At 70.1% G+C, this 25,766-nt stretch carries 26 protein-coding genes; 15 read left to right on the top strand and 11 right to left on the bottom strand.

The annotated features are described in order from the left end of the window. The first annotated feature begins 10 nt into the window (after positions 1-10). Complete coding sequence (locus AFR_RS11070) at positions 11-1,477, top strand: aminopeptidase P family protein (protein WP_023360400.1); 1,467 nt, start codon at positions 11-13, stop codon at positions 1,475-1,477. A gap of 3 nt (positions 1,478-1,480) precedes the next feature. On the opposite strand, the gene AFR_RS11065 is transcribed toward AFR_RS11070, so the two are convergent. Then, on the bottom strand, positions 1,481-2,620 hold the full coding sequence (locus tag AFR_RS11065) for an FAD-dependent monooxygenase (RefSeq protein ID WP_023360398.1): 1,140 nt from the start codon (positions 2,618-2,620) through the stop codon (positions 1,481-1,483). Positions 2,621-2,678: 58 nt separating this feature from the next. On the opposite strand from AFR_RS11065, the gene AFR_RS11060 reads away from it, so the two are divergent. Further along, entirely contained in the window at positions 2,679-3,215 is a 537-nt protein-coding gene (locus AFR_RS11060) for a TetR/AcrR family transcriptional regulator (protein ID WP_023360396.1), read from the top strand. A gap of 300 nt (positions 3,216-3,515) precedes the next feature. Here AFR_RS11060 and AFR_RS11055 read toward each other — a convergent pair whose 3' ends face one another. Beyond that, the gene (locus AFR_RS11055; RefSeq protein ID WP_023360394.1) at positions 3,516-4,058 is read right to left on the bottom strand and encodes a class I SAM-dependent methyltransferase; all 543 of its coding nucleotides are present in this window, start codon (positions 4,056-4,058) and stop codon (positions 3,516-3,518) included. Positions 4,059-4,188: 130 nt separating this feature from the next. Here AFR_RS11055 and AFR_RS43530 point away from each other — a divergent pair, with 130 nt between their 5' ends. Continuing rightward, positions 4,189-4,761, top strand: a complete 573-nt coding sequence (locus AFR_RS43530) for a TetR/AcrR family transcriptional regulator (protein WP_023360392.1) — start codon at positions 4,189-4,191, stop codon at positions 4,759-4,761. On the opposite strand, the gene AFR_RS11045 is transcribed toward AFR_RS43530, so the two are convergent. The 3 genes from AFR_RS11045 to AFR_RS11035 form a co-directional block, all read right to left on the bottom strand. Next, positions 4,736-5,188: a hypothetical protein gene (locus AFR_RS11045; RefSeq protein ID WP_023360390.1), complete on the bottom strand. Its 453-nt coding sequence runs from the start codon at positions 5,186-5,188 to the stop codon at positions 4,736-4,738. The two genes, AFR_RS43530 and AFR_RS11045, sit on opposite strands and share 26 nt — an antisense overlap. 87 nt (positions 5,189-5,275) lie before the next feature. Beyond that, positions 5,276-8,548 (bottom strand): pullulanase-type alpha-1,6-glucosidase, encoded by a 3,273-nt coding sequence (pulA, locus tag AFR_RS11040; protein ID WP_023360388.1) that lies wholly within the window; start codon positions 8,546-8,548, stop codon positions 5,276-5,278. A gap of 31 nt (positions 8,549-8,579) precedes the next feature. Continuing rightward, positions 8,580-8,969, bottom strand: a complete 390-nt coding sequence (locus AFR_RS11035) for a DUF6841 family protein (protein WP_023360386.1) — start codon at positions 8,967-8,969, stop codon at positions 8,580-8,582. A 188-nt stretch (positions 8,970-9,157) separates the two neighbouring features. Here AFR_RS11035 and acnA point away from each other — a divergent pair, with 188 nt between their 5' ends. From acnA to AFR_RS11020, 3 genes are all read left to right on the top strand, one after another. Beyond that, the gene (gene acnA / locus AFR_RS11030; protein ID WP_023360384.1) at positions 9,158-11,932 is read left to right on the top strand and encodes an aconitate hydratase AcnA; all 2,775 of its coding nucleotides are present in this window, start codon (positions 9,158-9,160) and stop codon (positions 11,930-11,932) included. A gap of 119 nt (positions 11,933-12,051) precedes the next feature. Further along, positions 12,052-12,795 carry a winged helix-turn-helix transcriptional regulator gene (locus AFR_RS11025; RefSeq protein WP_023360382.1) on the top strand — a complete coding sequence of 248 codons (744 nt, stop codon included), beginning with the start codon at positions 12,052-12,054 and terminating at the stop codon, positions 12,793-12,795. Positions 12,796-12,839: 44 nt separating this feature from the next. After that, positions 12,840-13,271, top strand: a complete 432-nt coding sequence (locus tag AFR_RS11020; RefSeq protein ID WP_023360380.1) for a hypothetical protein — start codon at positions 12,840-12,842, stop codon at positions 13,269-13,271. A 25-nt stretch (positions 13,272-13,296) separates the two neighbouring features. Here the strand turns inward: AFR_RS11020 and glnII are convergent, their stop codons facing one another. After that, positions 13,297-14,310: a glutamine synthetase GlnII gene (glnII, locus tag AFR_RS11015; protein ID WP_023360378.1), complete on the bottom strand. Its 1,014-nt coding sequence runs from the start codon at positions 14,308-14,310 to the stop codon at positions 13,297-13,299. Positions 14,311-14,437: 127 nt separating this feature from the next. Here glnII and AFR_RS11010 point away from each other — a divergent pair, with 127 nt between their 5' ends. Beyond that, positions 14,438-14,683, top strand: a complete 246-nt coding sequence (locus AFR_RS11010) for a DUF2630 family protein (RefSeq protein ID WP_023360376.1) — start codon at positions 14,438-14,440, stop codon at positions 14,681-14,683. Between the two features lie 64 nt (positions 14,684-14,747). Here the strand turns inward: AFR_RS11010 and AFR_RS11005 are convergent, their stop codons facing one another. Continuing rightward, positions 14,748-15,665, bottom strand: a complete 918-nt coding sequence (locus AFR_RS11005; protein ID WP_041840781.1) for a serine protein kinase RIO — start codon at positions 15,663-15,665, stop codon at positions 14,748-14,750. A gap of 149 nt (positions 15,666-15,814) precedes the next feature. Continuing rightward, positions 15,815-16,462, bottom strand: coding sequence for an HAD family hydrolase (locus AFR_RS11000; protein WP_023360372.1), 648 nt, complete (start codon positions 16,460-16,462; stop codon positions 15,815-15,817). Between the two features lie 163 nt (positions 16,463-16,625). Between AFR_RS11000 and AFR_RS10995 the strand changes: the two genes are divergently transcribed. The 5 genes from AFR_RS10995 to AFR_RS10975 all read left to right on the top strand — a co-directional run bounded on the left by AFR_RS10995 (position 16,626) and on the right by AFR_RS10975 (position 20,721). Then, entirely contained in the window at positions 16,626-17,204 is a 579-nt protein-coding gene (locus AFR_RS10995; protein ID WP_023360370.1) for a TetR/AcrR family transcriptional regulator, read from the top strand. 63 nt (positions 17,205-17,267) lie between these two features. Next, positions 17,268-18,185 (top strand): TIGR04222 domain-containing membrane protein, encoded by a 918-nt coding sequence (locus AFR_RS10990; RefSeq protein ID WP_023360367.1) that lies wholly within the window; start codon positions 17,268-17,270, stop codon positions 18,183-18,185. After that, on the top strand, positions 18,182-19,000 hold the full coding sequence (locus AFR_RS10985) for an MbnB/TglH/ChrH family RiPP precursor modification enzyme (protein WP_023360366.1): 819 nt from the start codon (positions 18,182-18,184) through the stop codon (positions 18,998-19,000). The genes AFR_RS10990 and AFR_RS10985 overlap by 4 nt, the downstream gene beginning before the upstream one ends. Before the next feature lie 119 nt (positions 19,001-19,119). Beyond that, positions 19,120-19,626 (top strand): SCO6045 C-terminal-like domain-containing protein, encoded by a 507-nt coding sequence (locus AFR_RS10980; RefSeq protein ID WP_041840780.1) that lies wholly within the window; start codon positions 19,120-19,122, stop codon positions 19,624-19,626. A 354-nt stretch (positions 19,627-19,980) separates the two neighbouring features. After that, a complete protein-coding gene (locus AFR_RS10975; protein ID WP_023360362.1) occupies positions 19,981-20,721 on the top strand; it encodes an SDR family oxidoreductase in 741 nt (246 codons plus the stop codon). Positions 20,722-20,986: 265 nt separating this feature from the next. Here AFR_RS10975 and AFR_RS10970 read toward each other — a convergent pair whose 3' ends face one another. Further along, positions 20,987-21,619 (bottom strand): flavin reductase family protein, encoded by a 633-nt coding sequence (locus AFR_RS10970; protein WP_023360360.1) that lies wholly within the window; start codon positions 21,617-21,619, stop codon positions 20,987-20,989. Between the two features lie 121 nt (positions 21,620-21,740). Between AFR_RS10970 and AFR_RS10965 the strand changes: the two genes are divergently transcribed. After that, positions 21,741-22,214, top strand: a complete 474-nt coding sequence (locus tag AFR_RS10965; protein WP_023360358.1) for a cupin domain-containing protein — start codon at positions 21,741-21,743, stop codon at positions 22,212-22,214. Positions 22,215-22,285: 71 nt separating this feature from the next. Here the strand turns inward: AFR_RS10965 and AFR_RS10960 are convergent, their stop codons facing one another. Continuing rightward, positions 22,286-22,648 carry a nuclear transport factor 2 family protein gene (locus tag AFR_RS10960; RefSeq protein WP_023360356.1) on the bottom strand — a complete coding sequence of 121 codons (363 nt, stop codon included), beginning with the start codon at positions 22,646-22,648 and terminating at the stop codon, positions 22,286-22,288. Between the two features lie 86 nt (positions 22,649-22,734). Between AFR_RS10960 and AFR_RS10955 the strand changes: the two genes are divergently transcribed. Together AFR_RS10955 and AFR_RS10950 are read left to right on the top strand one after the other, a co-directional pair. Beyond that, complete coding sequence (locus AFR_RS10955) at positions 22,735-23,493, top strand: helix-turn-helix domain-containing protein (protein ID WP_041840779.1); 759 nt, start codon at positions 22,735-22,737, stop codon at positions 23,491-23,493. Positions 23,494-23,517: 24 nt separating this feature from the next. After that, positions 23,518-24,273 carry an SDR family oxidoreductase gene (locus AFR_RS10950; protein WP_023360351.1) on the top strand — a complete coding sequence of 252 codons (756 nt, stop codon included), beginning with the start codon at positions 23,518-23,520 and terminating at the stop codon, positions 24,271-24,273. Here AFR_RS10950 and AFR_RS10945 read toward each other — a convergent pair. Continuing rightward, positions 24,219-25,601, bottom strand: a complete 1,383-nt coding sequence (locus AFR_RS10945) for a UDP-N-acetylmuramoyl-tripeptide--D-alanyl-D-alanine ligase (RefSeq protein WP_023360349.1) — start codon at positions 25,599-25,601, stop codon at positions 24,219-24,221. The genes AFR_RS10950 and AFR_RS10945 overlap by 55 nt on opposite strands. Positions 25,602-25,766: the final 165 nt, after the last annotated feature.

Raw genomic sequence — 25,766 nt, 5'->3', positions numbered from 1 at the left:
GAGGGCCATCATGGCCGAGCAGAACGAGGGCACCACGCCGAAGACCGAGTCGCACGACCCGGACTTCCCGGAGGCGTTCCTGCAGTTCATGCGCAGTGGCTGGCGCGACGACACGCTCAACGTCACGCCCCGCCCGGAGACCCCGAACTACGCCAAGCGCCGGGCCGAGCTGTCCGACGCGTTCCCGGGCGAGACGCTGATCATCCCGACCGGCACCGAGAAGGTGCGTGCCAACGACACGGACTACCCGTTCCGGCCGGGCAGCGACTTCGTCTACCTGACCGGCGACACCGACCCGGACAGCGTTCTGATCATGCGGCCGAGCGGGTCCGGGCACGACGCGGTCGTCTACAGCCGGCAGCGTTCGTCCAAGGAGACCGACGAGTTCTTCCGCAGCCGCGACGGCGAGCTGTGGGTCGGCCGCCGCCACACCCTGCGCGAGAAGTCGACCGAGCTGGGCCTCGAGACCGCGCCGTGGGTCGGGCTCGGGCAGGCGCTCGCCGAGTGCGCGCCGGCCCGCACCCGGGTCCTGCGCGGCCTCGACCCGAACGTCGACCGCGCGATCCTGGCGTACGAGCCGGACCCGCGGGTCCGCCGCGACCGCGCGCTGGCCGGGGTGATCTCCGAGCTCAAGCTGGTCAAGGACGAGTGGGAGATCGCGCAGCTCCAGGACGCGATCGACGCGACCGTACGCGGCTTCGAGGACGTCGCGCGGGTGCTGCCCGCCGACCGCGGCGTCAAGGAGCGCCTGCTCGAGGGTGTCTTCGGCATGCGCGCCCGGGTCGACGGCAACGACGTCGGATACGGCAGCATCGTCGGCGCCGGTGCGCACGCGACGATCCTGCACTGGGTCCGCAACACCGGTGTCACCAAGCCGGGCGAGCTGCTCCTGATGGACATGGGCGTCGAGAGCCACACGTTCTACACCGCCGACGTGACCCGCACGATCCCGGTCTCGGGCACCTTCACGCCGCTGCAGCGCCAGGTCTACGACATCGTGCACGCCTCCCAGCAGGCCGGCATGGACGCCGTCCGGCCCGGCGTGAAGTTCCAGGACGTGCACCTGACCTGCATGCGCGTCCTCGCCGAGGGCCTGAACGACCTGGGCCTGCTCCCGGTCAGCGTCGACGAGGCGATGTCCGAGGAGTCCACGGTGTACCGCCGCTGGACCCTCCACGGCTTCGGCCACATGCTCGGCATCGACGTCCACGACTGCTCCGCCGCCCGCAAGGAGAAGTACCGCGACGGCGAGCTCGGCGAGGGGTACGTCCTGACCGTCGAGCCCGGTCTGTACTTCCAGCCCGAGGACGAGCTGGTCCCGGAGGAGCTGCGCGGCATCGGCATCCGCATCGAGGACGACGTGCTGGTCACCGCGGACGGCAGCCGCAACCTGTCGGCCGGGCTCCCGCGCACGGCCGACCAGGTCGAGGCCTGGCTCGCGTCGCAGCGCGAGGCCGGCCCCCGTCTCCCGGAGTAACCACTACGCGTAAGTGGGCAGGGCCAGCGACGTCGCCGCGCGGCGTTCGCTGCGCCCGGCCAGCTTCGTGCGGGCGAGCAGCGGCAGCAGCTTGAAGGCCTGGTTGCGCATCCACAGCTGGGTGCGTGTCCCCGGCACCATGGCGGTCCCGCCACTGACCAGACCCTGATTCCGGGTGACATGGTCCCGCAGGGTTTTCTCGTACGCCGGAAGCGTCCCCTTCGCCAGCTCCCCCGCGAGGACGTAAGCACCCGAGAGCGCCAGACTCGTACCCTGCCCGGTCAGGAACGACGGCGCGTAGGCGGCGTCGCCGACCAGAGCCACCCGGCCCCGCACCCACCCCGGCATCCGGATCTGGCTGACCGTGTCGAAGTAGACGTCATCAGCCTCACTCAACGCCGCCAGCAGGTCCGGCGTCGGCCCACCCAGCCCGGCAAAGGTCCCGGCGACAGCCTCCCGCGACGGCGACGTGGTCGCGAAGGCCAGCAGGGCGTGCACCCAGGGCTGATCCCCGACGGCGTAGACGGCGGCGAGCTTGCCCGGTACGTTCTGCAGAATCGCCTCGTGCGACCACCCACCGGTGTTCGGCGCGGTGAAGCCCGCAAAGCAGTAGCCGAGGTAGTGGCTGAACTCCGCCTCCGGCCCGAACACCAGCCGCCGGGTGTTGGAGTGCAGCCCATCGGCGCCGACCACATAGTCGAAGCTTCGCGGCGCACCTCGCTCGAAGGTCACGTCCACGCGATCGTCGTGCTGCGTCACACTCGCGATCGAGTCGCCGAAAACGTACTCGACGTCGTCACGGGTCTTCCCGTAGAGCACCGACGTCAGGTCTCCCCGCGGCAGTTCGAGGTCACGCCCGGCCTGCCCACCGGTGAGAGCCCCCGGACTGAACGCCGCCACCGTGCCCCCACGGCCGTCGATGGCGGTGATCCGCCGGGTGTCGATGTGGTGTTCCCGCAGCTCGGGCAGAACCCCCATCCGCTCGACAACGTCAACAGCCGAGCCGCGAACATCGATCGGATAACCGCCGCCCCGGATCGCCGAGGACTTCTCGACAACCGTGACGTCGACGCCGTACCGGTGCAGCCAGTAGGCGAGGGCGGGCCCGGCCACACTGGCGCCGGAAATCAGAACGTTCGTCATGGGCCACAGCCTTACTTACCGGTCGGCAAGTAGTCAACCGGTCGGTTAGTATGTTCACATGCCCCGCCTGAACGCCGACACCCGCGAAGAAGTCAAAACGGTCGCCCTGCGGCTGTTCAGCACCAGGGGTTTCGAACAGACCAGCCTCCGCGAGATCGCCGAGGAACTGGGCATCACCAAGGCGGCGCTCTACTACCACTTCTCGTCGAAGCGGGACCTGCTCAGCGCGCTGATGACACCACTGGTCGAGGACTTCCAACGCTTCCTGGCCGAGGCCGAGACGAAGGCCCGCTCGGATCAGCGGGCGGTCCTCGAGGCCTACTTCGACATGTGCCTGCGCCACCGGCAGGTATTTGTCGGCCTCCTGCGTGACGTCCAGGTCCTGACCGAACTCGACCTGGTCAACACGATGATCCAGTGGCGGACCCGGCTGGACGTGCTGCTCGTCGGCGAGGACCCGGCCGATCGGGTCCGCGCGGTGGTGGCGCTGGGCGGCCTCCAGGACTGCGTGATCCTTTTTGCCGAGGACGACGAGATCACCACGATCCGCGAGCCGGCAGTGGACGCCGCCCTCCGCGCCCTCAACCAACCTTGAGAGCGCCGCGGATCACCGGCGGCACCTCAACGATCTACCGAGACTGAGGCAATCGGCCGGGACCCGCGGACCCCCCAAGCCAGAACGGGCAACCGCGGCGGCGGACCACCACGCCGGACCGGGACGGGCGGCGGGCGAGAGGGCCGCCAGGACCCCGGTGAGGCCTTCGCCCAGGCCCGGGCGATGGCCGACACCGCACACGGCGACCGCAAAAGGGATCTCGACGCATCGGCCAACCGCCTGCGCCGGGCCGGTCCCGCGGCGGATGAGCAAGCCCGAGCCCACGTGGCCGGGGGACGGTCAAGCGCGGGCGCTCAGGCGGGCCATGAAGTTGATCGGCAGGCGGATCGGGCGGACCGGCACCCGGGTCACGGATTCCGGCGGGAACGATGAGCGCGCCGCCGCCGTGGCGCGGAACAGGCCCCAGCGCACGTCGTAGATCCACAGTCGGCCGCCCGGGCGGAGCACGCGGTGCAGGTCGCGGATCCCGCCGTCAACGTCGGCCCAGTGGTGCTGGCTGAGTGACGACACGATCAGGTCGAACGTCTCATCGGGAAACGGCAGGCGGGCCACGTCGCCGACCGTGAAGGTCACGGAAGTGTCCGCGGCCAGCCGGCGCGCGAGAGAAATCATCTCCGGGGCCAGGTCGACCCCGTCGACGCGCAGGTCCGGGAATGTCGCGGCGATCGCCAGTGGCAGCCGCCCCGGGCCGGTGCCCACATCCAGAACGCGACTGCCGGGCGCGAGGTCCGCCGCGGCGATGTCGTCGAGGATGCGGCTGCGCAGGCGGGTCAGCCTGCGGTGGCTGTGCTGGTCGTAACGGTCGGCTTGGGCAAACTTCATCACCGAACTCCTTGTTCATTGCCGAACACGATGTTCGAGTATGGTTCCGGGGCGGGGAGGCGGGTCAACGACCAACAACGGCCGATGGTCCGGCACCGCACAGAAGCCCGCGATTGTCCGGGAGCCGAGCATGGACCGACGCGTACGCCGCACCCGCCGCACGCTGCAGGAGGCGCTCCTCTCGCTGATCGAGGAACGCGGTTACGAGCGCCTCACCGTGCAGGACGTCCTCGATCGCGCCGACGTCGGGCGGTCCACGTTCTACACGCACTTCCGTGACAAGGACGCGTTGTTCATGACGTGTTTCGACGATCTGCGCGACGGTCTGCGCCGGGAGCTCGACGCGATGGCCGACGGTCACGTGCGGGGCAGCAACACCCGGCCCCTGCTGATGATCTTCGAGCACGCGTACCGGAATCAGCGGGTCTATCGGGCGGTCTGCGGCCGGCAGGGCGGCAACGCCTTCACCCACCGCCTGCAACGCCTGGTGTTCGACCTGCTGCACGAGCACCTGTGCGTGGCCGGGACGAGCCTGCCGGTCGAGGTCGCGGCCGAGTACTACTCGGGTGCGCTGCTCAGCACGCTGCTGTGGTGGGTGCGGCAGGATTTCCCGTACGGGCCGGCCGAGCTGGCCGAGATGTGCCAGCAGCTGACAGCGCCGGGTGTGCTGGCGACGATCAGTTCTGCACCGCATATTCGGTGATGACAAAACAGGACGCCTCGCCCGCGCCCTCCGAGACGTCGAAGGTCACGGCGAGCGGGTGCCCGTCGGCCGGGTCGACCTTGGTGGTCATCTCGCCGCCGTCGTCCGCGGCCGTCTGAGCCAGGTCGAGCAGCCCGCCGAGGGTCGGCAGTTCGATCTCCTCCTGGCCCGAGGCGGTCTTGCCGTCGATCCGCTCGATGCCGGCGACCTTCTGCCCCTGCACCGTGACCCGGTAGATCCCCTCCGACGGCTTGTCGTCACACCGGCGGTCCACCACGTACGCGTAGTTCACCGGCTCCTTCCACACCGGAGCCGACCCGGCCGGAGCCGCAGCCGACGCCCCCGGTGCGGCGGGCTTGTCGTCGCCGGTGCAGGCGGCCAGCCCCGCCACGAGCACAACCGCGCCCAGAGCCCTGACGAACCGCACGATGAACCTCCGACGCTCCCCGAAGCCCGCCACTCGGCGAACCGCGCCCATGCTTCCAGACCCGGGCAACGCCGTCCGGCCGGTGGGTCACCCGGCGAGGTCGGCGACAAAAACGGCGACCGAACGGGCCGGCACCGTGAGCGTTCCCCCCTCGGCGGTCGACGTGCGCAGCAGCGTGTCCGCGGACGCGGCGAGCTCGGGGTGCAGGTGCAGCGGCACCTCGGCCAGCTCCGGCACGAACTGGACCGTCGGCTCCTCGGTGGCGTTGAAGACGACCACGTGGGTGCTCCAGCGGTGGTCCAGGCCCGAGCCGTCGAGGCACATCACGATCACGCCCGGGGACTCGGACGGGCCGCCGAGGGGGAAGGTCAGGCGGCGCTGGACCTCGTCGGCGGTGGGCAGACCGAAGACCGGCGACGCGCGGCGGATCCGGAGCATCTCGGCGTAGCGGGCCGCGGTCAGGTCGATCATCTCGGCCGACGGGATCAGCGACGGGTCGGCGAGCAGGGGCCGGGCCCACGACCACTTGTCCTCGTTGTCCGGTGCGGGTGGCAGGCCGATGCCAAAACCGTTGCCCTGGGTGCTGTCCCAGCGGAGCTGGTTGAACCAGTCGCCGGAGTTGTAGGAGTTGCGGTCGAGGGACTTCGAGCGCAGGCGTTCGGTGCCGAGCGCGACGAAGCCGACGCCCTGGCCGAGGACGACGATCGACAGGGCCAGCACCTGCATGCGGACGCGGTCGGCCATCGGCAGCGACGGCGGCAGTTTGAAGGCCATCGCGTCGTAGAGGATCTCGTTGTCGTGGGCGTCGACGTAGGTGACACTCTCCCCCGGCGAGGCCGCATATCCGCTGGGTGAGCCGTTGTAGTCGATCTGGGAGCCACTGTGCTCGGCACCGGTGTGGGTCACGAAGCGGTAGGTCGCGAGGCCGCCCGACAGACCGACCTTGATGCGGTCGTGGACGGACAGCGGCGTCCGCGCGCCGAGCCCGGTGGCGAAGCCCTGCTCCGACGGGTCGTCGCCGAACGAGCCGCCGCCGCGGACCGCGTCGCGCAGCCGGTCGTTGAACGTGCCGACACCCGTGCCCGCCATGTTGACCTGCGTGGCCTGGACAAAGCGGGAGTCGTACGCGATCTCGCCGAAGTTCCAACCCTCGCCGTACAGGTAGATGCCGGGGTCGAGGTGGTCGAGGGTGACCCGGGTCTCGAGGATGTTGGCCCGGGGGTGGTGGCCCATCAGGTCGAAGCGGAAGCCGTCGACCTTGTAGTCGCGGGCCCAGGTGACGATCGAGTCGACGACGAGCCGGCCCATCATCATGTGCTCGGGTGCGGTGTTGGAGCAGCAGGTCGACTCGGCGACCGTGCCGTCGTCGAGGAGCCGGTGGTAATAGCCGGGGACGACGCGGTCGAGCACGCTGAACGGCGCCAGCCCGTCGGCCATCGTGTGGTTGTAGACGACGTCCATGACCACGCGCAGACCGGCCTCGTTGAGCGCGGCGACCATGCGGCGGAACTCCAGGATGCGGGAGCTGCCGGCTGGCTCGACCGCGAAGCTGCCCTCGGGCGTCGTGTAGTGCAGAGGGTCGTAACCCCAGTTGAAGCCGTCCTCGTCGGCGACGGCCATGACCGCACGCTGCTGCTCGGGAGAGTCCGGTGGCAGCGCGGCCAGGTCGCACTTCGGGACGGCCTGATCGGCGCGGCGGTCGGGCACCGAGGCGAAGTCGAACGCCGGCAGCAGGTGCGCGTGGGTCAGGCCCGCGTCGGCGAGCATCCGCAGGTGCCGCATGCCCGCGGACTCGGTGTGGGTGAAGGCCAGGAACGTGCCGCGCTCGGCCGCCGGGACCGTGGTGTCGGCGATGGAGAAGTCCCGGACGTGCAGCTCGGTGATCTGCATGCGCGCCGGTGCCACCGCCGGCGGCTTGACCAGGCTCTCCCAGCCGGGTGGCATCAGCTCGGGGTCGGACAGGTCGACGAGCTGGCTGTGGGTGGAGCCGGCCGACAGCGACAGCGAGTAGGGGTCGGTGACGCTGCTGGTCACGACCGCCTGCGCCGCCGGGTGCCACACCTCGACGCGGTACCGGTAGTAACGCCCGAGCCATTTGCGTTTGCCCGCGATCGACCAGATGCCGGTCAGGTTGTCGCGGTCCATCTCGAGGATCTTGGGCTCGTCGTCACCGGGGGTGCGGGACAGCTCCAGTGACACCGTGCGGGCGGTCGGCGCCCAGACGGAGATCGTGGGCTTCTCCTCGTCCAGCACCACACCGAGCTCGGCGTCGGCGGCATCGGCGTACAGGTCGTCGAGGACCCCGGGGAGCTGCAGCGCGGTCACGACCGTGACCCGGCCGGAGAGGTCGCGGCCGACCGCCAGCAGCTGGCCGCGCAGCAGATGACCGAGGGCGGCGTCGCCGAGCTCGGGCACGGCGAAGGCGCGGTAGGAACGCAGGTGCGGGAAGTGACGGCTCTGGGCCTGGAACAGCCCGCCGGGCCGGGGTGTCAGCGGCAGTGTTGTGCTCTCGCCGGTCAGCTCGTCACCGTCGCGGCGCAGCCCGCCGGTCGGCGCGGCGACCAGGGCGAACGCGGACGCCAGCTCGGCGAGCTGCGGCGGCAGGGCGACGGTCGTGCGGTCGAGGAAAACGGCGAGGGCGCGGGCCGGGTCGAGCTCGGGTCCCAGCGAGCGGAGGTCGGGCAGCACCGGCGCGGCGGTGCCCGCGAGCATCCAGACCTCCCGGCTGCGCGTCAGGTCGAGCCGCTGGTCGTCGGGCAGGTCCTTGTGGTCACCCTGGTGCACGACAAAACGCAGGCCGGCGGCGTCGGGGCGCACCGGGACGCGGAACACCGCACCGAACGCGTCGAACGTGACGGGAGCGAGCGGGATGCTCCAGACGGGCTTTTTCGGCGTGCCCTCCCAGGCGTGCAGCCCCCAGCCGGCGTAGTCGCCGTCGGCGCGCCGGTAGTGAATGACCGCGACGTCGTCGCCGCCCGGGAGCTCCTCGGTGAAGCCCGCCGCCGCGGCGCTGGGATAGACCTCCGGATCACCCGGCCGCAGCCAGATCTCGGGCGTGACCGCGGGGTCGAGGAGCCGGTCCTGCGCCACGTCCTTGGCCCCGGTGTGGTCGACCACGAGAAAACCGACCTCGCGGGACACATCGGCCAGACGCACCCAGGCGAAGCGGCCGTAGGCGTCCTCACCCGCGAACGGGTGGCCACCGGGGAAGCCGGTGATCGCGCCCGGCGCGATGTCACCCCAGGCGTGCAGCGACCAGTCGCCGTAACCCTCGTCCTCGCGGCGATAGTGCACGACCAGCCAGGACGGCCTGCTCAGCGCGGTCGATACCTCAGGCGAGTCGATCTCGATCGTCGTCACCAGGACATGATGGCACCGGGGTACGTCAGTTTCAGTGCGTCGCGATCACCGTCGTGATCCGGGGACCGTCAGCGCCTGACCGGATCAGATAGCGATAACACTCCCCCGGTACGGCGTTGCCGAAGCTGTCGAGGTACTCCCACTCGACGGCGACCATGGCCAGGGCGGTGCTGAGCCGCTGCACATCGCGCAGCTGGGCGTGCGCCGCGACGATCTGCTGCTCCTTGTACGCCGGTGCGGCACCGAGGAACGACAGCGCCACCGCGGCCGGCGAGGTGAACGTGAAGCTGTACGTGTCCGCGACCACCATGCCCGGCAACGCGTAGCACCCGGCCACGGCTGCGATGTCACCCCTGGTCAGCGCGGATCCGTACCGGTCGAAAAAATCGGTGAGGTGCTCCAGGTCCGTGGGTGCCTTCACGCGCAGCGTGATTCCCGTGGGACGGGGTGTCCAAACCTCGGACCCGGGTTGCACGCCATAACAAGACGGACGTACGGTTTACGGAAGACGTGAACCCTGAGTTAGGTCAACCTAACCGGCGGGAGCCCGTCACCGGTGCGACAGACTGCTGAGGACTACTCACGGTCGCTGGGTGTGAAGGAGATGACGTGGCCAGCCTCGACACCTTTGGTGCGAAGAGCGAGCTACGCGTCGCAGACGCGAGCTACGAGATTTTCACGATCGACAAGGTCGACGGGCATGACCGCCTGCCGTACTCCCTGAAGATCCTGCTGGAGAACCTCCTCCGCACGGAGGACGGCGCGAACATCACCGCCGATCACATCCGGGCCCTGGGCGGCTGGGACCCCACCGCCGACCCGAGCGTGGAGATCCAGTTCACCCCCGCGCGGGTGCTGATGCAGGACTTCACCGGCGTTCCGTGCGTCGTCGACCTCGCCACCATGCGCGAGGCCGTCAAGGAGCTGGGCGGCGACCCGACCAAGGTCAACCCCCTCGCCCCCGCCGAGCTGGTCATCGACCACTCGGTCATCGCCGACCTGTTCGGCCGCGAGGACGCCTTCGCCCGCAACGTCGAGCTGGAGTACCAGCGCAACCGCGAGCGCTACCAGTTCCTGCGCTGGGGCCAGACCGCGTTCAACGAGTTCAAGGTCGTCCCGCCCGGCACCGGCATCGTGCACCAGGTCAACATCGAATACCTGGCCCGCACGATCATGGAACGCAACGGCCAGGCGTACCCGGACACCGTCGTCGGCACCGACTCGCACACCACCATGGTCAACGGCCTGGGTGTGCTGGGCTGGGGCGTCGGTGGCATCGAGGCCGAGGCCGCGATGCTGGGCCAGCCGGTCAGCATGCTGATCCCGCGCGTCGTCGGCTTCAAGCTCTTCGGCGAGATGCCCGCCGGCACCACCGCGACCGACCTCGTGCTGACGATCACCGAGATGCTGCGCGAGCACGGTGTGGTCAGCAAGTTCGTCGAGTTCTACGGTCCCGGCGTCAGCGCCGTGCCGCTGGCCAACCGCGCCACCATCGGCAACATGTCGCCGGAGTACGGCTCGACCGTCGCGATCTTCCCGATCGACGACGAGACGATCAAGTACCTCCAGCTCACCGGTCGCTCCGAGGCGCAGGTCGCGCTGGTCGAGGCGTACGCGAAGCGCCAGGGTCTGTGGCTGGAGCCGGACGCCGAGCCGAACTACTCCGAGCGTCTCGAGCTGGACCTGTCGACCATCGTCCCGTCGCTCGCCGGCCCGAAGCGCCCGCAGGACCGTGTCCCGCTGGACCGCGCCAAGCCGATGTTCCGGGACGCGCTCACCAACTACGTCAGCGCCGTCGGTCCGGCCGACGAGGCCAGCGAGGAGTCCTTCCCGGCCAGCGACCCGCCGGCCAACCACGAGCACTCGGACGCCGACAAGCCGCACGTCTTCAGCGCGGCCGACGGCGCCACCGGGCGGCCCTCCAAGCCCACCCGCGTGGTCGGTGAGGACGGCACGGAGTTCGAGCTGGACCACGGTTTTGTCGGCATCGCCGCGATCACGTCCTGCACGAACACGTCGAACCCGCAGGTCATGATCGGTGCGGCCCTGCTGGCCCGCAACGCCGTCGACCGTGGACTGTCGCGCAAGCCGTGGGTCAAGACCACGCTGGCGCCGGGTTCCAAGGTCGTCATGGACTACTACGACCGCGCGGGCCTCACCCCGTACCTCGACAAGCTCGGCTTCAACCTGGTCGGTTACGGCTGCACGACCTGCATCGGCAACTCCGGCCCGCTGCCCGAGGCGATCTCGGCGGCGGTCAACGAGGCCGACCTCACCGCGGTCAGCGTGCTCTCCGGCAACCGCAACTTCGAGGGCCGGATCAACCCGGACATCAAGATGAACTACCTGGCCTCGCCGCCGCTGGTCGTCGCGTACGCGCTGGCGGGCACGATGGACCTGGACATCACCACCGAGCCGCTCGGCACCGGATCGGACGGCAAGCCCGTCTTCCTCGCCGACATCTGGCCCAGCGCCAAGGAGATCGACGACGTCATCGCCTCGGCGATCGGCGCGACCGGCTTCAGCGCGGCCTACCAGGACGTCTTCGCCGGTGACGAGCAGTGGCAGTCGCTGCCCACGCCGGAGGGCAAGACGTTCGAGTGGGCACAGGAGTCGACCTACGTGCGCAAGCCCCCGTACTTCGAGGGCATGAGCGCGCAGCCGACGCCGGTCGTCGACATCTCGGGCGCGCGGGTGCTGGCGAAGCTCGGCGACTCGGTCACCACCGACCACATCTCGCCGGCCAGCTCGATCAAGGCCGACTCCCCCGCGGGCAAGTACCTCGCCGAGCACGGCGTGCCGCGGCACGAGTTCAACTCGTACGGGTCCCGGCGCGGTAACCACGAGGTGATGATCCGCGGCACCTTCGCGAACATCCGCCTGCGCAACCAGCTGGTCCCCGGCGTGGAGGGTGGCTTCACCGTCAACCACCTGACCGGCGACCAGAGCAGCATCTACGACGCCTCGGTGGCCTACAAGGAGGCCGGTGTCCCGCTGGTCATCCTGGCCGGCAAGGAGTACGGCTCCGGCTCGTCGCGCGACTGGGCGGCCAAGGGCACGATGCTGCTGGGCGTCCGCGCGGTCATCGCCGAGTCGTACGAGCGCATCCACCGCTCGAACCTGATCGGCATGGGTGTGCTGCCGCTGCAGTTCCCGCCGAAGACCGACGCGGAGTCGCTCGGGCTCACCGGCACCGAGACGTTCACGATCACCGGGGTGACGGCCCTCAACGACGGCGGCATCCCGTCGACCGTGAAGGTCCGCACCGACACCGATGTCGAGTTCGACGCCGACGTCCGCATCGACACACCCGGTGAGGCGGACTACTACCGCCACGGCGGCATCCTGCAGTACGTCCTGCGGAAGATGCTCGCCGCCGGCTGATCCCGCGTACGCGTCACCGATGCCCCGCCGCCCACCCGGGCGGCGGGGCATCGTGCTTTTCGCCACACCCGTGAGCTGCAAGAACGCATTTGGAAACATGGGTGTTGCACCCTGTGGCCATGGAGATCCTGCTGCTGGCCACCCGACCCGGCGCCGCTGCGGAGGATCGAGCCCTACCGGCGCTCGATCTGCTGCGGCACTCGCTGCGGGTCGGCACCTACGACGTACAGGCCCTCGTGTCCGGCGCCGATCCCGATGTGGTGCTCGTGGACGCGCGGCGTGACCTGCTCGAAGCCCGTGATCTGTCCCGTCTGCTGCGCACGACCGGGCTGCGTGTGCCGCTGCTGGCCGTGGTCGAGGAGGCCGGGCTGGTCGCCATGGCCGCCGACTGGGGACTGGACGACGTGCTCCTGACCAGCGCGGGACCGGCCGAGGTCGAGGCGCGGCTGCGGCTGACGACGGCCCGGGTCTCCGGTGCCGCCGGTGGTGTCTCCAGCGGCATGGTCACCGCGGGTGAGCTCAGCATCGACCCGCACACCTACTCGGCGCGACTCAAGGGACGCACGCTCGATCTCACGTACAAGGAGTTCGAGCTGTTGAAGTTCCTGGCCCAGCACCCGGGCCGGGTCTTCAGCCGCGACCAGTTGCTGCGCGAGGTCTGGGGCTTCGACTACTTCGGCGGGCACCGCACCGTCGACGTGCACGTGCGCCGGCTGCGCGCCAAGCTCGGCAGCGAGTACGAGTCGATGATCGGCACCGTGCGCCAGGTCGGTTACAAGCTGGTGCTGCCCCCGCAGCAGAGCCCCCGAGTCCTGGCCAGTGAGTGGGACCCGATCGCTCCGCGAGTCGCGGTAGATCTATAAGCACTCTACTTGTGGTCTTTATAGATACGCGCTATCAATGAGAGATGCTGACACTCACTCTCACGCTCAACCCTGACCTCGACTCCGACATCGCCGAGGCCCGCGCGGTCCTGGACAGGCTCAGTGCCGCGCGTGCCGAGGCGATCCACGACCCTGCCGTCATCCGGGAGAAGGTCGTGGCGCTGCTGCGCGGCTACGGCGAGAAGCGCACGGAATACATCCGGCAGGTCGCGCAGGCCTCTCCCGGCAGTGCTTCACAGGAGGACCTGATCGCGGTGATCGGGTCGGCGAAGGCCATCGGCGGCACCCACTCGGCGATCGAGCGGGCCTGGCGCGCCAAGGGCATGACCACGACGTTCATCTCGACCGACGCCGTCGGCAACGCCGTGATGGACCTCGACCTGGCCGACATCGTGCTCAGCGTCCTGCACGATCAGGTCGACGAGCCCGACCCGCTGTCCAGCGCGAGGTTCTGAGCCCCGCGCCGGACAGCAGTGTGGATCAGGCCGACGCTTCCTCGGCGAGCGCACCGCAGCACGTCTCGATGATCATTCCGGTGACCACGTACGGGTCCATGTTGGCGTTCGGCCGGCGATCCTCCAGCCAGCCCTTCTTCGCCTTCTCGACGGCCCACGGGATCCGTACGGACGCACCGCGGTCCGAGGCGCCCCAGCTGAAGCTGTCCCACGCGGCGGTCTCGTGGGCGCCGGTCAGCCGGTCCTTGATGCCCGCGCCGTAGTTCTCCACGTGTGCCAGGGCGTTGCGGCCCAGCGCCTCGCAGGCGGTGACGATCGCGTCGTAACCGGCCATCGTCGCCTTGGTGGAGAAGTTCGTGTGGGCGCCGGCGCCGTTCCAGTCGCCCGGCATCGGCTTGGCGTCGAACGAGACGACGACGTCGAAGTCCTCGGCGATGCGGTGCAGCAGCCAGCGGGCCACCCACATCTGGTCACCGATCATCGGCGCCGGCAGCACTCCGATCTGGAACTCCCACTGACCCATCATGACCTCGGCGTTCGTGCCCTCGATGGACAGACCGGCCTTGAGGCAGGCAGCAGTGTGGGCCTCGATGATGTCGCGGCCCACCATCTTCTCGCCGCCGACACCGCAGTAGTACGGGCCCTGCGGCGCCGGGAAGCCGTTCTCCGGCCAGCCGAGCGGGCGCCCGTTCTGGAAGAACGTGTACTCCTGCTCGATGCCGAACATCGGCTCCTGGTCGGCGTACTTCTCCGCGGCGGCCACGCAGGCCGCCCGGGTGTTGGTCGGGTGCGGGGTGAAGTCGGTCAGCTCCACGTCACAGAGCACGAGGATGTTGTCACCGCCCCGCAGCGGGTCCGGGCAGGTGTAGACCGGGCGCAGCACACAGTCGGAGTTCTCCCCCGGCGCCTGGTTGGTGCTCGAGCCGTCGAATCCCCAGATCTCGGGTTCCTTGCCGTCGGCCACGATGCGCGTCTTGTTCCGCAGCAAGGGCGAAGGCTTGGTGCCGTCGATCCAGATGTACTCCGCCTGATATGCCATGCCGGAAGCTCCTCCGTCGATACCCCGTTCTGCGCTCCACAGCGTGCGCGCCGCGACCTCACCGCCCGTTGCAGGCTCATGACGGGCGTATGAACGCAGGTGAGTGACATGTGCAAGGCTTTGGGTCATGGATGACAAGACTGTGCTGAGCCGGATCAACGGCCTGGTCGACGAAGAACACAAGCTGCGCCAGGACCTGGGCCAGGGCAAGATCAGCTCGGACGAGGAGCACGCCCGCCTCAAGGAGCTCGAAGAGGCCCTGGACCAGTGCTGGGACCTCCTGCGCCGGCGCCGGGCCGCCCGCGAGCAGGGCAAGAACCCGGACACCGAGCAGGCGCACAGCGTCAGCGAGGTGGAGGGCTACCTCCAGTGACGCGGACCCGGACGCGGCCGGCGGGTGCCCGGCGGCCGCGGTCCGGGCCTTTTTGCGCGCGGCCTCACAGCAGCCCCGCCTCGTAGCTCAGCCGCTCGATCAGCTCGTCCTGATCGACCCGCAGCCCGCGTGCGGTGAACCAGTTGGCCACGTTGCGCACGTCACGGGCCATGAATTCGGCGCCCTGCGGATTGGCGATCAGGTCGACGATCTGCGGCATGTCGATGATCACCAGCCGTCCCTCGTGCACCAGCGTGTTGTAGGGCGACAGGTCGCCGTGCGCGATCTGCGTCCGGGCCAGCACACTCAGCGCCTCGGTCATCTGCCGCCACAGATCCTCGAGACCCTCCCGATCGGTACGCACGGCAGCCAGTCGCGGCGCCGCCTCACCGGTCTTGTGGTCGCCGATGAACTCCAGCATCAGCTCGGTGCCGATGAGCTGCACGGGGTACGGCACCGAGATCGTGCCGCCCTCCTGACCGACCCGCCAGAGCCGTGACAACGCGTCGAACTCGGCGGCGGCCCACTGCCCGGCGATCAGTTCCTTGCCGAACGCCGTGCGGTTGGTCATGGCCCGCATCTCGCGGGACCGGCGCACACGGCGCCCCTCGAGATAACCGGCATCACGGTGGAACAGCCGGTGGTCGCCGTCGCGGTACCGCTTGGCGGCCAGCAGGCTGACCTTGTCGGTGTCCGGCACGGCCCGGCGGACGAGGTAGACGTCCGCTTCCTTGCCGGTCTTGAGCATTCCCAGCTCGGTGTCGACGGCCCCGTGCTCGGTCCGCACCCACTCGGGCAGCGGATCGGGGCCGTGGAGGGCGTTGTCCCACGTCGACCAGCGGTCACCGGTCTCGGGCAGGTCGGGGTCCTCGGACAGGGCCGGCTCGATCCGGCCCCGTTTTACGAAGTCTGCTTCGTCGTCGTCGAACTTGCGACGGCCGCGGCGCATGGTTGCCGGGCCGGAAGAGTCGTGCTCTCGCACTGGAGGGTCTCCTCGGAGAAGAAAGAAAGAACTGGAACCTGGGCATGGCGAAGGACAACGACAGCCATGAGGTTCACCCCCTTCTTCTTCCGAGAGACTTCACTTCCGCGGTGCACTCTTCCGGGCGTCACCCGGGCGGCGCAACCTATTTATCTTGCTGCCATGACCGCGGACAGACCTTGGATCACGTTGCCGACCACCCGGGTGGGCGCGAAGCGGTTGTCGATCCAGTCGCGGCCGCGGTGCAGCCACACGCTCGGCAGGCCCATGGCGGCGGCACCACCGATGTCGGCCTCGGGGCTGTCACCGACGATCCACGCGCCGCCCAGACGCATCCTGACCCGCTGCGCGGCCAGGGCGAAGATCCGCGGGTTGGGCTTGCTGACCCCCGCCTGCTCCGAGATCACCCAGTCCGCGACATACCGATCCAGTCCGGTACGCCGGATGCGCGTCTCCTGCTGCTCGTGCGGGCCGTTCGTGACCACCACCGGCACCCACCCCGCGTCGCCGGCGATCTGGAGCGCACAGGCGACCAGGGGGTCCAGCCGCTCGTAGGCCAGCGGGCCCTCGTGCAGCTCCTCGAGCAGGTCGATCGACGGGACGTCCAGCTGATAGCGGTCGCGGATCAGGTCCGCGAGGTCCCAGCGCGAGGTGAGCCCGTCCGCGTCCACGGACAGTAACCACTCGAGGTCGTCGTGCGGCGCCGCGATCTCGTCGAGGAAACCTTTCGCCCACAACCGGAACGCACCGCTGCGATCAAGCAGGGTGTCGTCCAGGGCGAGGAAGACGAGAGGCACCCGGGCACTCTACGTGAGTGAATGCGCGCGCCGACAGCCCAAGAGTGTTAACAAAGCCGGTCCGTACTGGCTGTTTTGGCACCATGAGAGACGGAACCCGGACCGGCTGGCAAGCCGTACGTACGGATTGCAAGCGGCCGAAGGGACGTGACACGATCGCAGCGTGCCCAGGGTAAGCCAGGACCAGCTCGACGCCCGCCGCCACGAGATCCTCGCGGCGGCGCGGGGGTGCTTCGCCCGTTTCGGCTACGAGGGCGCCACCGTCCGCCGGCTCGAGGATGCCACCGGTCTTTCAAGGGGTGCGATTTTCCACCACTTCCGGGACAAGGATTCACTCTTTCTGGCCGTCGCCGAGGACGACGCCGCCGCGATGGTGGAAACGGTCGCCCGGGACGGTCTGGTCCAGGTGATGCGCGACCTGCTCGACCAGGCCCGGTCCAGCGACGGCGACACCGCCGGCTGGCTCGGCACCCAGCTCGAGGTCTCGCGGCGGCTCCGGACCGACCCGGAGTTCGCCAAACGCTGGACCGAACGCGCCGCGGCCATCGCCGACGCCACCCGTGAACGCCTCGAACGGCAGCGCGAGGCCGGAGTCCTCCGCGACGACGTACCGGTCGAGGTCCTGACCCAGTTCCTCGAGCTCGCGTACGACGGACTGGTCCTCCACCTGGCGACAGGCCGCCCCGCGGGCGATTTGAGCCGAGTTCTGGACGTCGTGGAGGAAGCTGTCAGGCGGCCGTGACCGGACCGTTGCGCGGACCTGCACAATGAGGTCCAGTAACCGCACCGGCACGGGAGGTCAGACATGCTTTTCGCGGCTGAGGTGAACACGTACACCTGGGGTATCCCGGGACCGACCTTCCTGATCATCTTCGGCGCCGCCCTCGTCGGCGTCGCCGTCCTCGCGTCGATCCACCGCCGCATCCTCTTCTCGGGCAGCCGCGGCGCCCAGGTCGACCGGCTCGGCCCGCAGCAGGTCGCCTACCTGAACGGCGGCGACCAGCTCGCCGTCTACGCCGCCCTCGGCGGCCTCCGCGGTGCCGGTGCGATCGCCAGCAACACCGACAAGACGCTCTACCAGTCCGGGCCGCTGCCGGCCGGTGTCACGCCGCTGGACTCGGCGGTCTACAACGCGGCCGGCCGGCGCATCCGGTCCCGCGAACTCAGCAGCGACCAGTGGGTCATGTCGGCCCTTCAGCAGCTGCGCGACGGCCTCGAGTCCCAGGGTCTCGCAGTCCCGGCCTCCCGCATCAAGATTGCCAAGCTGTGGGCCCTCGCGGGTGCATTCCTCCTGCTCGTCGGCGTGGCCCGGCTGGTCGACGGACTCCAGAACGACCGGCCCGTCACCTTCCTGGTGTTCGCGCTTGTCATCGCGCTGATCCTGACGATCTCGCTCTACCGCAAGACGCGCCGAGCCACCCACGCCGCGGACAAGGGCATGACCGCCCTCCGCCGCCAGCACGACTACCTGTCACCCGGCCACTCCCCCTCGTACGCCACGTACGGCGCGACCGGCGCAGCCATGGGCGTGGCCCTCTTCGGCGCGGCGTCGCTCTACACGATGGACCCGGCCTTCGCCGCCGACGCGGAGATCCAGCGCATCAACGCCTCAGGCGGCACCGGCGGCTACGACTCAGGTTCGTCGTCGTCCTCGTGCAGCAGCAGCAGCTCGTCGTGCAGCGGCGGCAGCTCCTGCGGCGGTGGCGGCGGGTGCGGCGGATGACCACCGCCTACGGCGTCGGCATCGGCTGGCGGCCCGAGATCGCCGGCTTCGTCGCCCAACTGCCCGGCCTCAAGTTCGCCGAGGTCGTCGCCGAGTCGATCCACGAACACAGCGACCTCCCGACCGGCCTCACCGACCTGCTCGACCGCGGCGTGGCGATCGTCCCCCACGGCGTGAAACTGTCCCTCGGCGGCGCCGAACCCGTCGAACCGGCCCGCGTCACCCACCTCGCCGCCGTCGCCGAACGCCTCGGCGCACCCCTGGTCAGCGAACACATCGCCTTCGTCCGAGCAGGCGGCGTCGAAGCCGGTCACCTCCTGCCGATCCCCCGCAGCCGCGAAGCCGTCGACGCCGTCGTCGCCAACGTCAAACGCACCCAGGCCGAGCTGGGCGTCCCTATCGCCCTCGAACCCATCGCGGCCCTCTTCGACTGGCCCGACGACGACCTCGACGAAGGCGCCTTCCTCACGGAGATCCTGGAACGCACCGACGCCCTCCTCCTGCTCGACGTGGCCAACGTCTACGCCAACGCCCTCAACCGCGGCACCGACCCGGCCGCGCTGTTCGACCGCCTCCCCCTCGACCGCATCGCGTACACCCACATCGCCGGCGGTGCGGAACATGACGGCCTTTATCACGACACCCACACGGACGCCGTGCCCCAGCCGGTCCTGGACCTGGTCACGGCCCTCTGCGACCGCCACCGCCCACCGGCCCTGATGCTCGAACGCGACGGCGACTATCCGCCCGCGGCCGAACTCCGCTCCGAGCTGGACGCGATCGCCAAGGCCTCCGGCTACCCCACGGTCACATGACGGCGCCGCGCTCGGCACGGTCGCTCCCGCCCACCGCGGGCTCTGAGGTGTCCGCGCCTGGCTCGCCCTCCCCGTCCGCGTCGCTGTCTTCTCTCGCGTCCGAGTCCCCTCCCGCTTTGTTGTCCCCTGCCGCATCCGCGTCCCCGCCGGCGTCGTCGTCGCCTCCCGCGTCAGCGTCCCCTTCCTCACCGCTGTCGCTGGCCGAGCGGCAGGCGTCGCTGGTGGCGGCGTTGACGTCCGGCGGCGCGCTGCCCCCGGGCTTCGACCCCCGCCTGGTCGAGACCGCCCGGATCGCCCTGCTCAGAAAGCGCGCCGGTGAGGTGGCCCGCCAATGGCCGGAGCTGGCCCGGTCCTTCGGCAGCGGCTGGATCAGGGAATGGTCAGGGTGGGCCGCGACCCGGCCGACCCAGGGCTCCCTGCGCGACGGCTGGGACCTGGCCCGCGACCTCGCCGGCCGGGGTGCACTCCCGGCCGACGCAGGTCTCGAACTCGCCACCCGCGAGGCCGCGATGACCTACGACGGCACCTCCGCCCCACGCGCCCGCCGTCTCCCGGCCATTCGCAGCGCGGCCGGCTCGACGGTCATCCGCTTTGCCGGCCGCGTGCGCGTCCTCCGCCGCCCCTGATCTCCTTGGCCCCGGCTCTCCGGCTTTCACCCCAGCCCTGTTCTGCCGCACCACGGCCTCCTCGTTCGCCGAACTGTCGCACCACGACACTCGGCCGCTGAAATCCCCGCACCACGGCTCGCTCGCCCGTCGGTGCCCCTGCGCCCCTCTTCTTCCGCAGCCGGAGCCCTGGCCCTCATCGCAGCCCGAGAACACGTTGCCCACCTGCAGGTTGGGCGATCGGCTGGGCTCGGGCATGACTGGATTCTTTCGGGTCCGGCGGCCGCGGCCGGGGTTATCCACAAAGGCCAAATCGACGCAGGAGTTGTCCACAGGGGCCGTTTTTCGTCGGTGCCGGCCGATAGCGTCGCGGGCATGGATGGCTCAGTTCTTGTCACCGGCGCTTCGAGAGGGCTCGGTGCGCACATCGCCCGGCGGCTCGCCGCGGACGGCCGGCCTGTTGCGGTCAACTACCTGCCCGATCGTGAGGACGCCGAGCGGGTTGTTGCCGATATCGAGCGGGCGGGTGGGCGCGCGGCGGCCTTCCGGGCCGACATCACCGACGAGGGCGACGTGTCCGCGCTCGTGGCGGCGGTGGAGGCGCAGCTCGGGCCGGTCGCTGTGCTGGTTCCGAATGCGACCGGGCCGCAGCCGATGATCGACGCGGTCGACGTGACCTGGCAGGACCATCTTGATCAGCTGACGTTCTTCGTGAAGAGCCCGACGCTGCTCATGCAGGCAGTGGCGCCCGGCATGCGCGCGCTGGGCGGCGGGCGGATCATCCAGATCGGATCGGACCTGTTCGAGCGGGCCGAGGCGGGCATGTCCGCCTACAGCGCGGCGAAGGGCGCCCAGATCTCCTTGACCCGCACCTGGGCGCGGGAGCTCGGGCCGTGGGGCATCACCGTCAACGTGGTCGCCCCGGGCTGGATCCCGGTGGAGCGGCACGCGGCGATCGAGCAGCAGTACGTCGACGCCTATCGGCAGGAGGTGCCGCTCGGCCGGATGGGCACGCCCGCGGACATCGCGGACGTCGTTGCCTTCCTGGCCTCGGACGGCGCGCGCTTCATCACGGGCGAGCGCATCACGGTCAACGGAGGTCACACCATCGACTGACAGTCCCACGACCCGGCGGCCTCCGGCTCTCGACGGGCGACCACAGCCCACCGACGCCAAGCCATCGATTCACGACGCCGCGGCCCGGCAGCGTCCAGACCGCGGCGAGAGGGCACTTTCGACCAAAGCCAAGCCACCGGCTCACGATCCCGCAGCGCGGGCAGGTATCAGACCTCGGCGCGCGATAACTGCCGGCCTAGGTCACACCATCGACCTACGGTCCCAGCGGCGTGGCAGCACCAGACCTGGGCGAGGCCGGTCGTGGTCACACCATCGAGCGGCGGTCGTTGCGGTGGGGCATGTTCCAGCCTTCGGCGAGACGGGACGGGTGGATGTTGATGCCGCCGCCGAAGAAGTCGCAGAACTTCATGATGAGGGGGTCCCAGCGGTTCGGGTCCACGTGGTGGGTTCCCGGGATGATCAGGTCTTCCTCGACGTGGGCGCGCAGGACCTCGACGTGGAAGGCGGTGGCTTGTGGACCAATCGCGGTCGCCGTGACGAGGCGGCATTCGAGCTGGATCGGGCACTGCTCGACCCGTGGCGGGCGTACCAGTTCGGAGGGCTGCTGGGTGAGCCGGCCGAGCGTGAACTTGTCGGGCTCGTGGCGGTAACCCTGGCGGGCTTTGTGGTCCGGCACGGATTGCTTGCCGGTGGTGAGAGCGATCCGGTCGACCGCGTCGACCATGACGGAGGACGGCAGGTTGAGCACGCATTCGCGTTCGCGCAGGAGGTTCGCCGTGGTCTGGCCGCTATTGCCGAGGCCGAGCATGCAGGACTGGTCCAGCCACCAGGCGGACGACATCGGTGCGAGGTTCGCCGTGCCGTCCTCCTTGCGGGTGCTGATCAGGACGACCGGGGTGCCGAAGTACAACACCTCGAGGCCGGGTACGACGTGCATGGTCCACCTTCCGTCGGAGTGATGCGTTCACTCTGCGGGTGCGGGAGGCGCGGGTCTGGCGCTGATCGGACATCGCGTTCGGGAGGGCGGGACACGGTTGCCGGGGCGTACGGTCGCTGGCATGTCGTATCCCGAAGCGCGTCATCTCGGCGACGGTGCCGCGACCGCGACCTTGCGGCTCGCCGGTGCCGAGCCGGAGCTCACCGGAGTGGCCACCGCGACGAGTTACCTCGCGACCGGCGCCACTACGGACGGCCGGTTCGGCCTCTACCGCTGGGACTTCACCGGCCCGCGCAGCGGCCCCGACCCGCACTTCCACCGGTCCATCTCGGAGTCCTTCTTTGTGCTCTCGGGCACGGTCAGCCTGTACGACGGCCGCACCTGGACCGACGCCCACCCGGGCGACTTCCTGTACGTGCCGGAGGGCGGTGTGCACGGCTTCCGCAACGAGTCGGGCGAGCCGGCGTCGATGCTGATCCTGTTCGCGCCCGGCGCACCCCGGGAGGACTACTTCGAGCGGGTCTCCACGGTGGGGCAGATGTCCGAGGAGGAACGCACCGAGTTCTTCCTGCGGCACGACACGTTCTGGACCTGAGGGGCGCAGCCGCCGGGCCCGGCCCACCGCGAAGACGCGCGGCAACGGCCGAGCCCAGCGCCGGCAGGAGCTCAGCTGGGCACGCGGTCGAGGAAGCCGAGGACCGTGCGGATGCGGCCGTCCGAGCCCAGCTCGGCCACGTCGAAGCCGATCACCAGCGCTTCCCCGCCGGCCGGGCCCAGCTGCCAGGTGAAGCGGGCCTGGTCGTGGTGGGCGTCCGACGGCCCACCCGGCGTGAAGACCATTCCGGGGAACTGGCCCTGAGCAGCACCGATGAGCTGGTTCAGCGCCTCGTGGCCTTCGACCGCGGCAAGAGGGTCGACATAGCGCACATCGGGGGTGAAGACCTCGGTGATGCGGGAGAGCCGCTCGGCCGGGTCGGTCGTGTTCCAGACGTCCAGGTATCGCTGGACCGTGGTGTCGAAGGTTGTCATGGCTCGACTTTCGCCCGGCACAGGTAGGCGGGTCGATTACCTGCGAGGTAATCGGTACCCGGCCGCGGACTTCCTACGATCAGCTCATGAGTGATGTGGGCGTGCTGTTGAAGCGGTGGCGGGGAGACCGGCGGCTGAGTCAGCTCGCCCTGGCCGGCCGGGCGGGCGTGTCGGCACGGCACCTGTCGTTCGTGGAGACCGGGCGGTCCAGGCCGACGCGGGACATGATTCTGCGTCTGGCCGAGGAGCTGGCCGTACCGTTGCGCTCGCGGAACGAGTTGCTGCTGGCCGGCGGGTTTGCACCGGCCCATCCGGAGGGCGATCTGGGCGGGCCGGGTCTGGCCGCCGTGCTGGCGTCGCTGCGCGCGGTCCTCGAGGGCCACGAACCGTTCCCGGCGGTGCTGCTCGACCGGCACTGGACCATGATCGACGGCAACGCGGCGGTGCCGTTGCTGACGGCCGGCGCGGCCCCGGAGCTGCTCGAGCCGCCGGTCAACGTCTTGCGGTTGTCGCTGCATCCGGACGGGATGGCGCCGCGGATCCTGAATCTCGCCGAGTGGCGTGCGCACGTGCTGCACCGGCTCGACCGGCAGGCGCAGGCCACGGGTGATCCGGTGTTGCGGGAGCTGCACGACGAGTTGCTCGCGCTACCCGGCGGTCTGGCCGCCGCGCAGCCGGACGGGCTGGTGGTGCCGTTGCGGTTCGCCGCCGGCGATCGGGAGTTGTCGTTCTTCAGCGTGACGTCGGTGCTGGGCACCCCGCTCGACGTCACGCTGTCCGAGCTGGCCATCGAGTCGTTCCTGCCGGCCGACCCGGACACCGCCCGGTTCCTGCGGTCGCGGTGAGCCGCGGGTGGCACTATCGGCAGCATGGATCTCGGGCTCGCTGATCGTGTCTACGTTCTCACCGGCGCCTCCAAGGGCCTCGGCTTCGCCACCGCGCAGTCCCTGGTGGCCGACGGCGCCAAGGTTGTCATCTCGTCGCGGTCGCAGGACAGCGTCGACGCCGCCGTCGCCCGGCTCGGTGCCGGCGCGGCCGGGGTCGCCGCCGATCTGGCCGATCCCGGTACGCCTGGACTGCTGGTGAGCACCGCGCGGGAGCGTTTCGGGCGGCTCGACGGCGCCCTCGTCTCGGTCGGCGGGCCGGGCAGTGGCACCGCCGCGCAGATGACCGACGATCAGTGGCGCCAAGCGTTCGAAACCGTTTTCCTCGGTACGGTCCGAGCGATGCGCACGTTTGCCGCGGAACTGGGCGAGGGCGGCGCGATCGCAGTCGTCCTGTCCACGTCGACCCGTACGCCGATTCCGGGGCTGGGTCTGTCCAACGGGCTGCGGCCCGGGCTGGCGGGTGTCGCCAAGGACATGGCCGACGAGTTCGGGCCGCGGGGTATCCGTGTTGTCAGTCTGCTGCCGGGGCGTGTGCTGACCGACCGCAACCGGGACCTGTTCGCGGCGACCGGCGACTCGGAGGCGGCAGCGACCAGCGCGGCTGCGTCCGTACCGTTGGGTCGTCTCGGTGAGCCGGAGGAGTTCGGCCGGGTGGCGGCGTTTGTCCTGTCACCGGCGGCGAGTTATCTGACCGGGCTGACCCTGCCCGTCGACGGCGGGGCACTGCGGACGCTGTAGCCGGCGGCCAGTTCCGCGACGTTCGAGCCCTTGACCAGCAGCACGTCGCCGGGCTGCAGCACGTCATCGAGCCGCTCGGCTGCTGCTTCACCATCGGCCACGTGCACAGCGTCCGGCCCGGCGGCCGCCGCGAGCGTCTGCGCGTCGCTGCCGCCAACCGTGATCACCACGTCGACGCCGAGGCGGGCGGCCGTGCGGCCGATCTCGCGGTGCGCCGCAGCCGACGCGTCGCCCAGCTCGGTCATCTGGCCGAGGACCGCCACCGTGCGGCGCCGCCCAGCAGCCAGCGCGGTCAGCGTGCGCAGGCCGGCCGCCATCGATTCGGGGTCGGCGCTGTACGAGTCGTCGAGCACCGTGACACCGTCCGCGCGGTCGGTCAGCCGCATCCGTCCCGGCGAGACCGCCGCCGCCGTGCTCAGCGCGTCCGCGATCAGCCACACGTCGTGGGTGTATTCGAGGGCCACGGCCGCCGCGGCCAGCGCCGCGGTGACGAAGTGCTCGCCGTGCAGGCGCAGGGCCACCTCCGCGGTGCCGACCGGTGTCCGCAGCTGGAACCGGGCGCGGGCCCGGCCGTCGAGCACCACACGTTCGGCCTGGACGCGCGCCGAGCGGTGCCGTCCGAAGGTGACGACCCGGGCGCCGGTGCGGGCCGCCATCGCGGTCACCGCGGCGTCGTCGGCGTTGAGCACCGCCAGGCCGGTCTCCGGCAGCGCCTCGACCAGCTCACCCTTGGCCGCCACGATCGCGTCGCGCCCGCCGAACGTGCCGAGGTGTGCGCTGCCGACGCCCAGGACAACCCCGACCGTGGGCCGCACCACCGGCATCAGCGCGGCGATGTCACCGACGCGCCTCGCTCCCAGCTCGACGATCAGGAAGCGGGTCTCCTCCGTGGCGAGCAGCACGGTCTCCGGCACGTAGGGGTTGCCGGGCGGCGCGACGGTCGGGCCGAGCCGCCCGAGGACCCGGCCGAGCAGGTCCTTGGCCGAGGTCTTGCCGGACGAACCGGTCACTCCGATGCGGTGCAGATTGGGCAGGCGCGAGACGACCTCGGCGGCGAGCAGCGCGTACGCGTCGCGGACGTCGTCGACGACCACGGCCGGCACCCCGACCGGACGGGAGGCGAGGACCGCCGCGGCTCCGGCGGCGATGACCTCGGCGGCAAACGTGTGGCCGTCGACACGAGCCCCGGCGAAGGCGGCGAACAGACCGCCGGCCTCGACGCGCGCGGACTCGTGGCGGACGGGCGCGGTCACGATCGTGCCGGGCTCGCCGTCACAGACCGTGCCTCGTACCGCCGCGGCGATGTCCGCGAGCGTCAGGGGGATCATGGCCGGAACAATAGCCTTTACCGGCTAGCCGTTGAATTGATGTGTCCCTATTCAGAATCCGTCGGCCCGGACTCCGAACCGGTCATTCGGCACGCCCCTCCGAATAGCGTCCCGGAACGGTCGGCGCCGACGGACAGCGCGCCAACCTGCGGTTACTCACCGTCT

This window comes from Amorphoplanes friuliensis DSM 7358, from assembly GCF_000494755.1.
Taxonomy (GTDB): domain Bacteria; phylum Actinomycetota; class Actinomycetes; order Mycobacteriales; family Micromonosporaceae; genus Actinoplanes; species Actinoplanes friuliensis.
The sequence above is the reverse complement of the archived record's forward strand: the minus strand, read 5'-3'. Positions and strand labels throughout refer to the sequence as shown.

Coding starts and splice junctions, on each gene's coding strand:
- AFR_RS10970 (WP_023360360.1), bottom strand. CDS start 21,619: ATGCACGTCGTACCCGGCCTCGAGGTGTTGTACTTCGGCACCCCGGTC.
- AFR_RS11070 (WP_023360400.1), top strand. CDS start 11: ATGGCCGAGCAGAACGAGGGCACCACGCCGAAGACCGAGTCGCACGAC.
- AFR_RS11025 (WP_023360382.1), top strand. CDS start 12,052: ATGGAGATCCTGCTGCTGGCCACCCGACCCGGCGCCGCTGCGGAGGAT.
- AFR_RS11065 (WP_023360398.1), bottom strand. CDS start 2,620: ATGACGAACGTTCTGATTTCCGGCGCCAGTGTGGCCGGGCCCGCCCTC.
- AFR_RS10955 (WP_041840779.1), top strand. CDS start 22,735: ATGAGTGATGTGGGCGTGCTGTTGAAGCGGTGGCGGGGAGACCGGCGG.
- AFR_RS11020 (WP_023360380.1), top strand. CDS start 12,840: ATGCTGACACTCACTCTCACGCTCAACCCTGACCTCGACTCCGACATC.
- AFR_RS10960 (WP_023360356.1), bottom strand. CDS start 22,648: ATGACAACCTTCGACACCACGGTCCAGCGATACCTGGACGTCTGGAAC.
- AFR_RS10985 (WP_023360366.1), top strand. CDS start 18,182: ATGACCACCGCCTACGGCGTCGGCATCGGCTGGCGGCCCGAGATCGCC.
- AFR_RS10965 (WP_023360358.1), top strand. CDS start 21,741: ATGTCGTATCCCGAAGCGCGTCATCTCGGCGACGGTGCCGCGACCGCG.
- AFR_RS10950 (WP_023360351.1), top strand. CDS start 23,518: ATGGATCTCGGGCTCGCTGATCGTGTCTACGTTCTCACCGGCGCCTCC.
- AFR_RS43530 (WP_023360392.1), top strand. CDS start 4,189: ATGGACCGACGCGTACGCCGCACCCGCCGCACGCTGCAGGAGGCGCTC.
- AFR_RS10975 (WP_023360362.1), top strand. CDS start 19,981: ATGGATGGCTCAGTTCTTGTCACCGGCGCTTCGAGAGGGCTCGGTGCG.
- glnII (WP_023360378.1), bottom strand. CDS start 14,310: ATGGCATATCAGGCGGAGTACATCTGGATCGACGGCACCAAGCCTTCG.
- AFR_RS10945 (WP_023360349.1), bottom strand. CDS start 25,601: ATGATCCCCCTGACGCTCGCGGACATCGCCGCGGCGGTACGAGGCACG.
- AFR_RS11055 (WP_023360394.1), bottom strand. CDS start 4,058: ATGAAGTTTGCCCAAGCCGACCGTTACGACCAGCACAGCCACCGCAGG.
- AFR_RS10990 (WP_023360367.1), top strand. CDS start 17,268: ATGCTTTTCGCGGCTGAGGTGAACACGTACACCTGGGGTATCCCGGGA.
- AFR_RS11010 (WP_023360376.1), top strand. CDS start 14,438: ATGGATGACAAGACTGTGCTGAGCCGGATCAACGGCCTGGTCGACGAA.
- AFR_RS11060 (WP_023360396.1), top strand. CDS start 2,679: ATGCCCCGCCTGAACGCCGACACCCGCGAAGAAGTCAAAACGGTCGCC.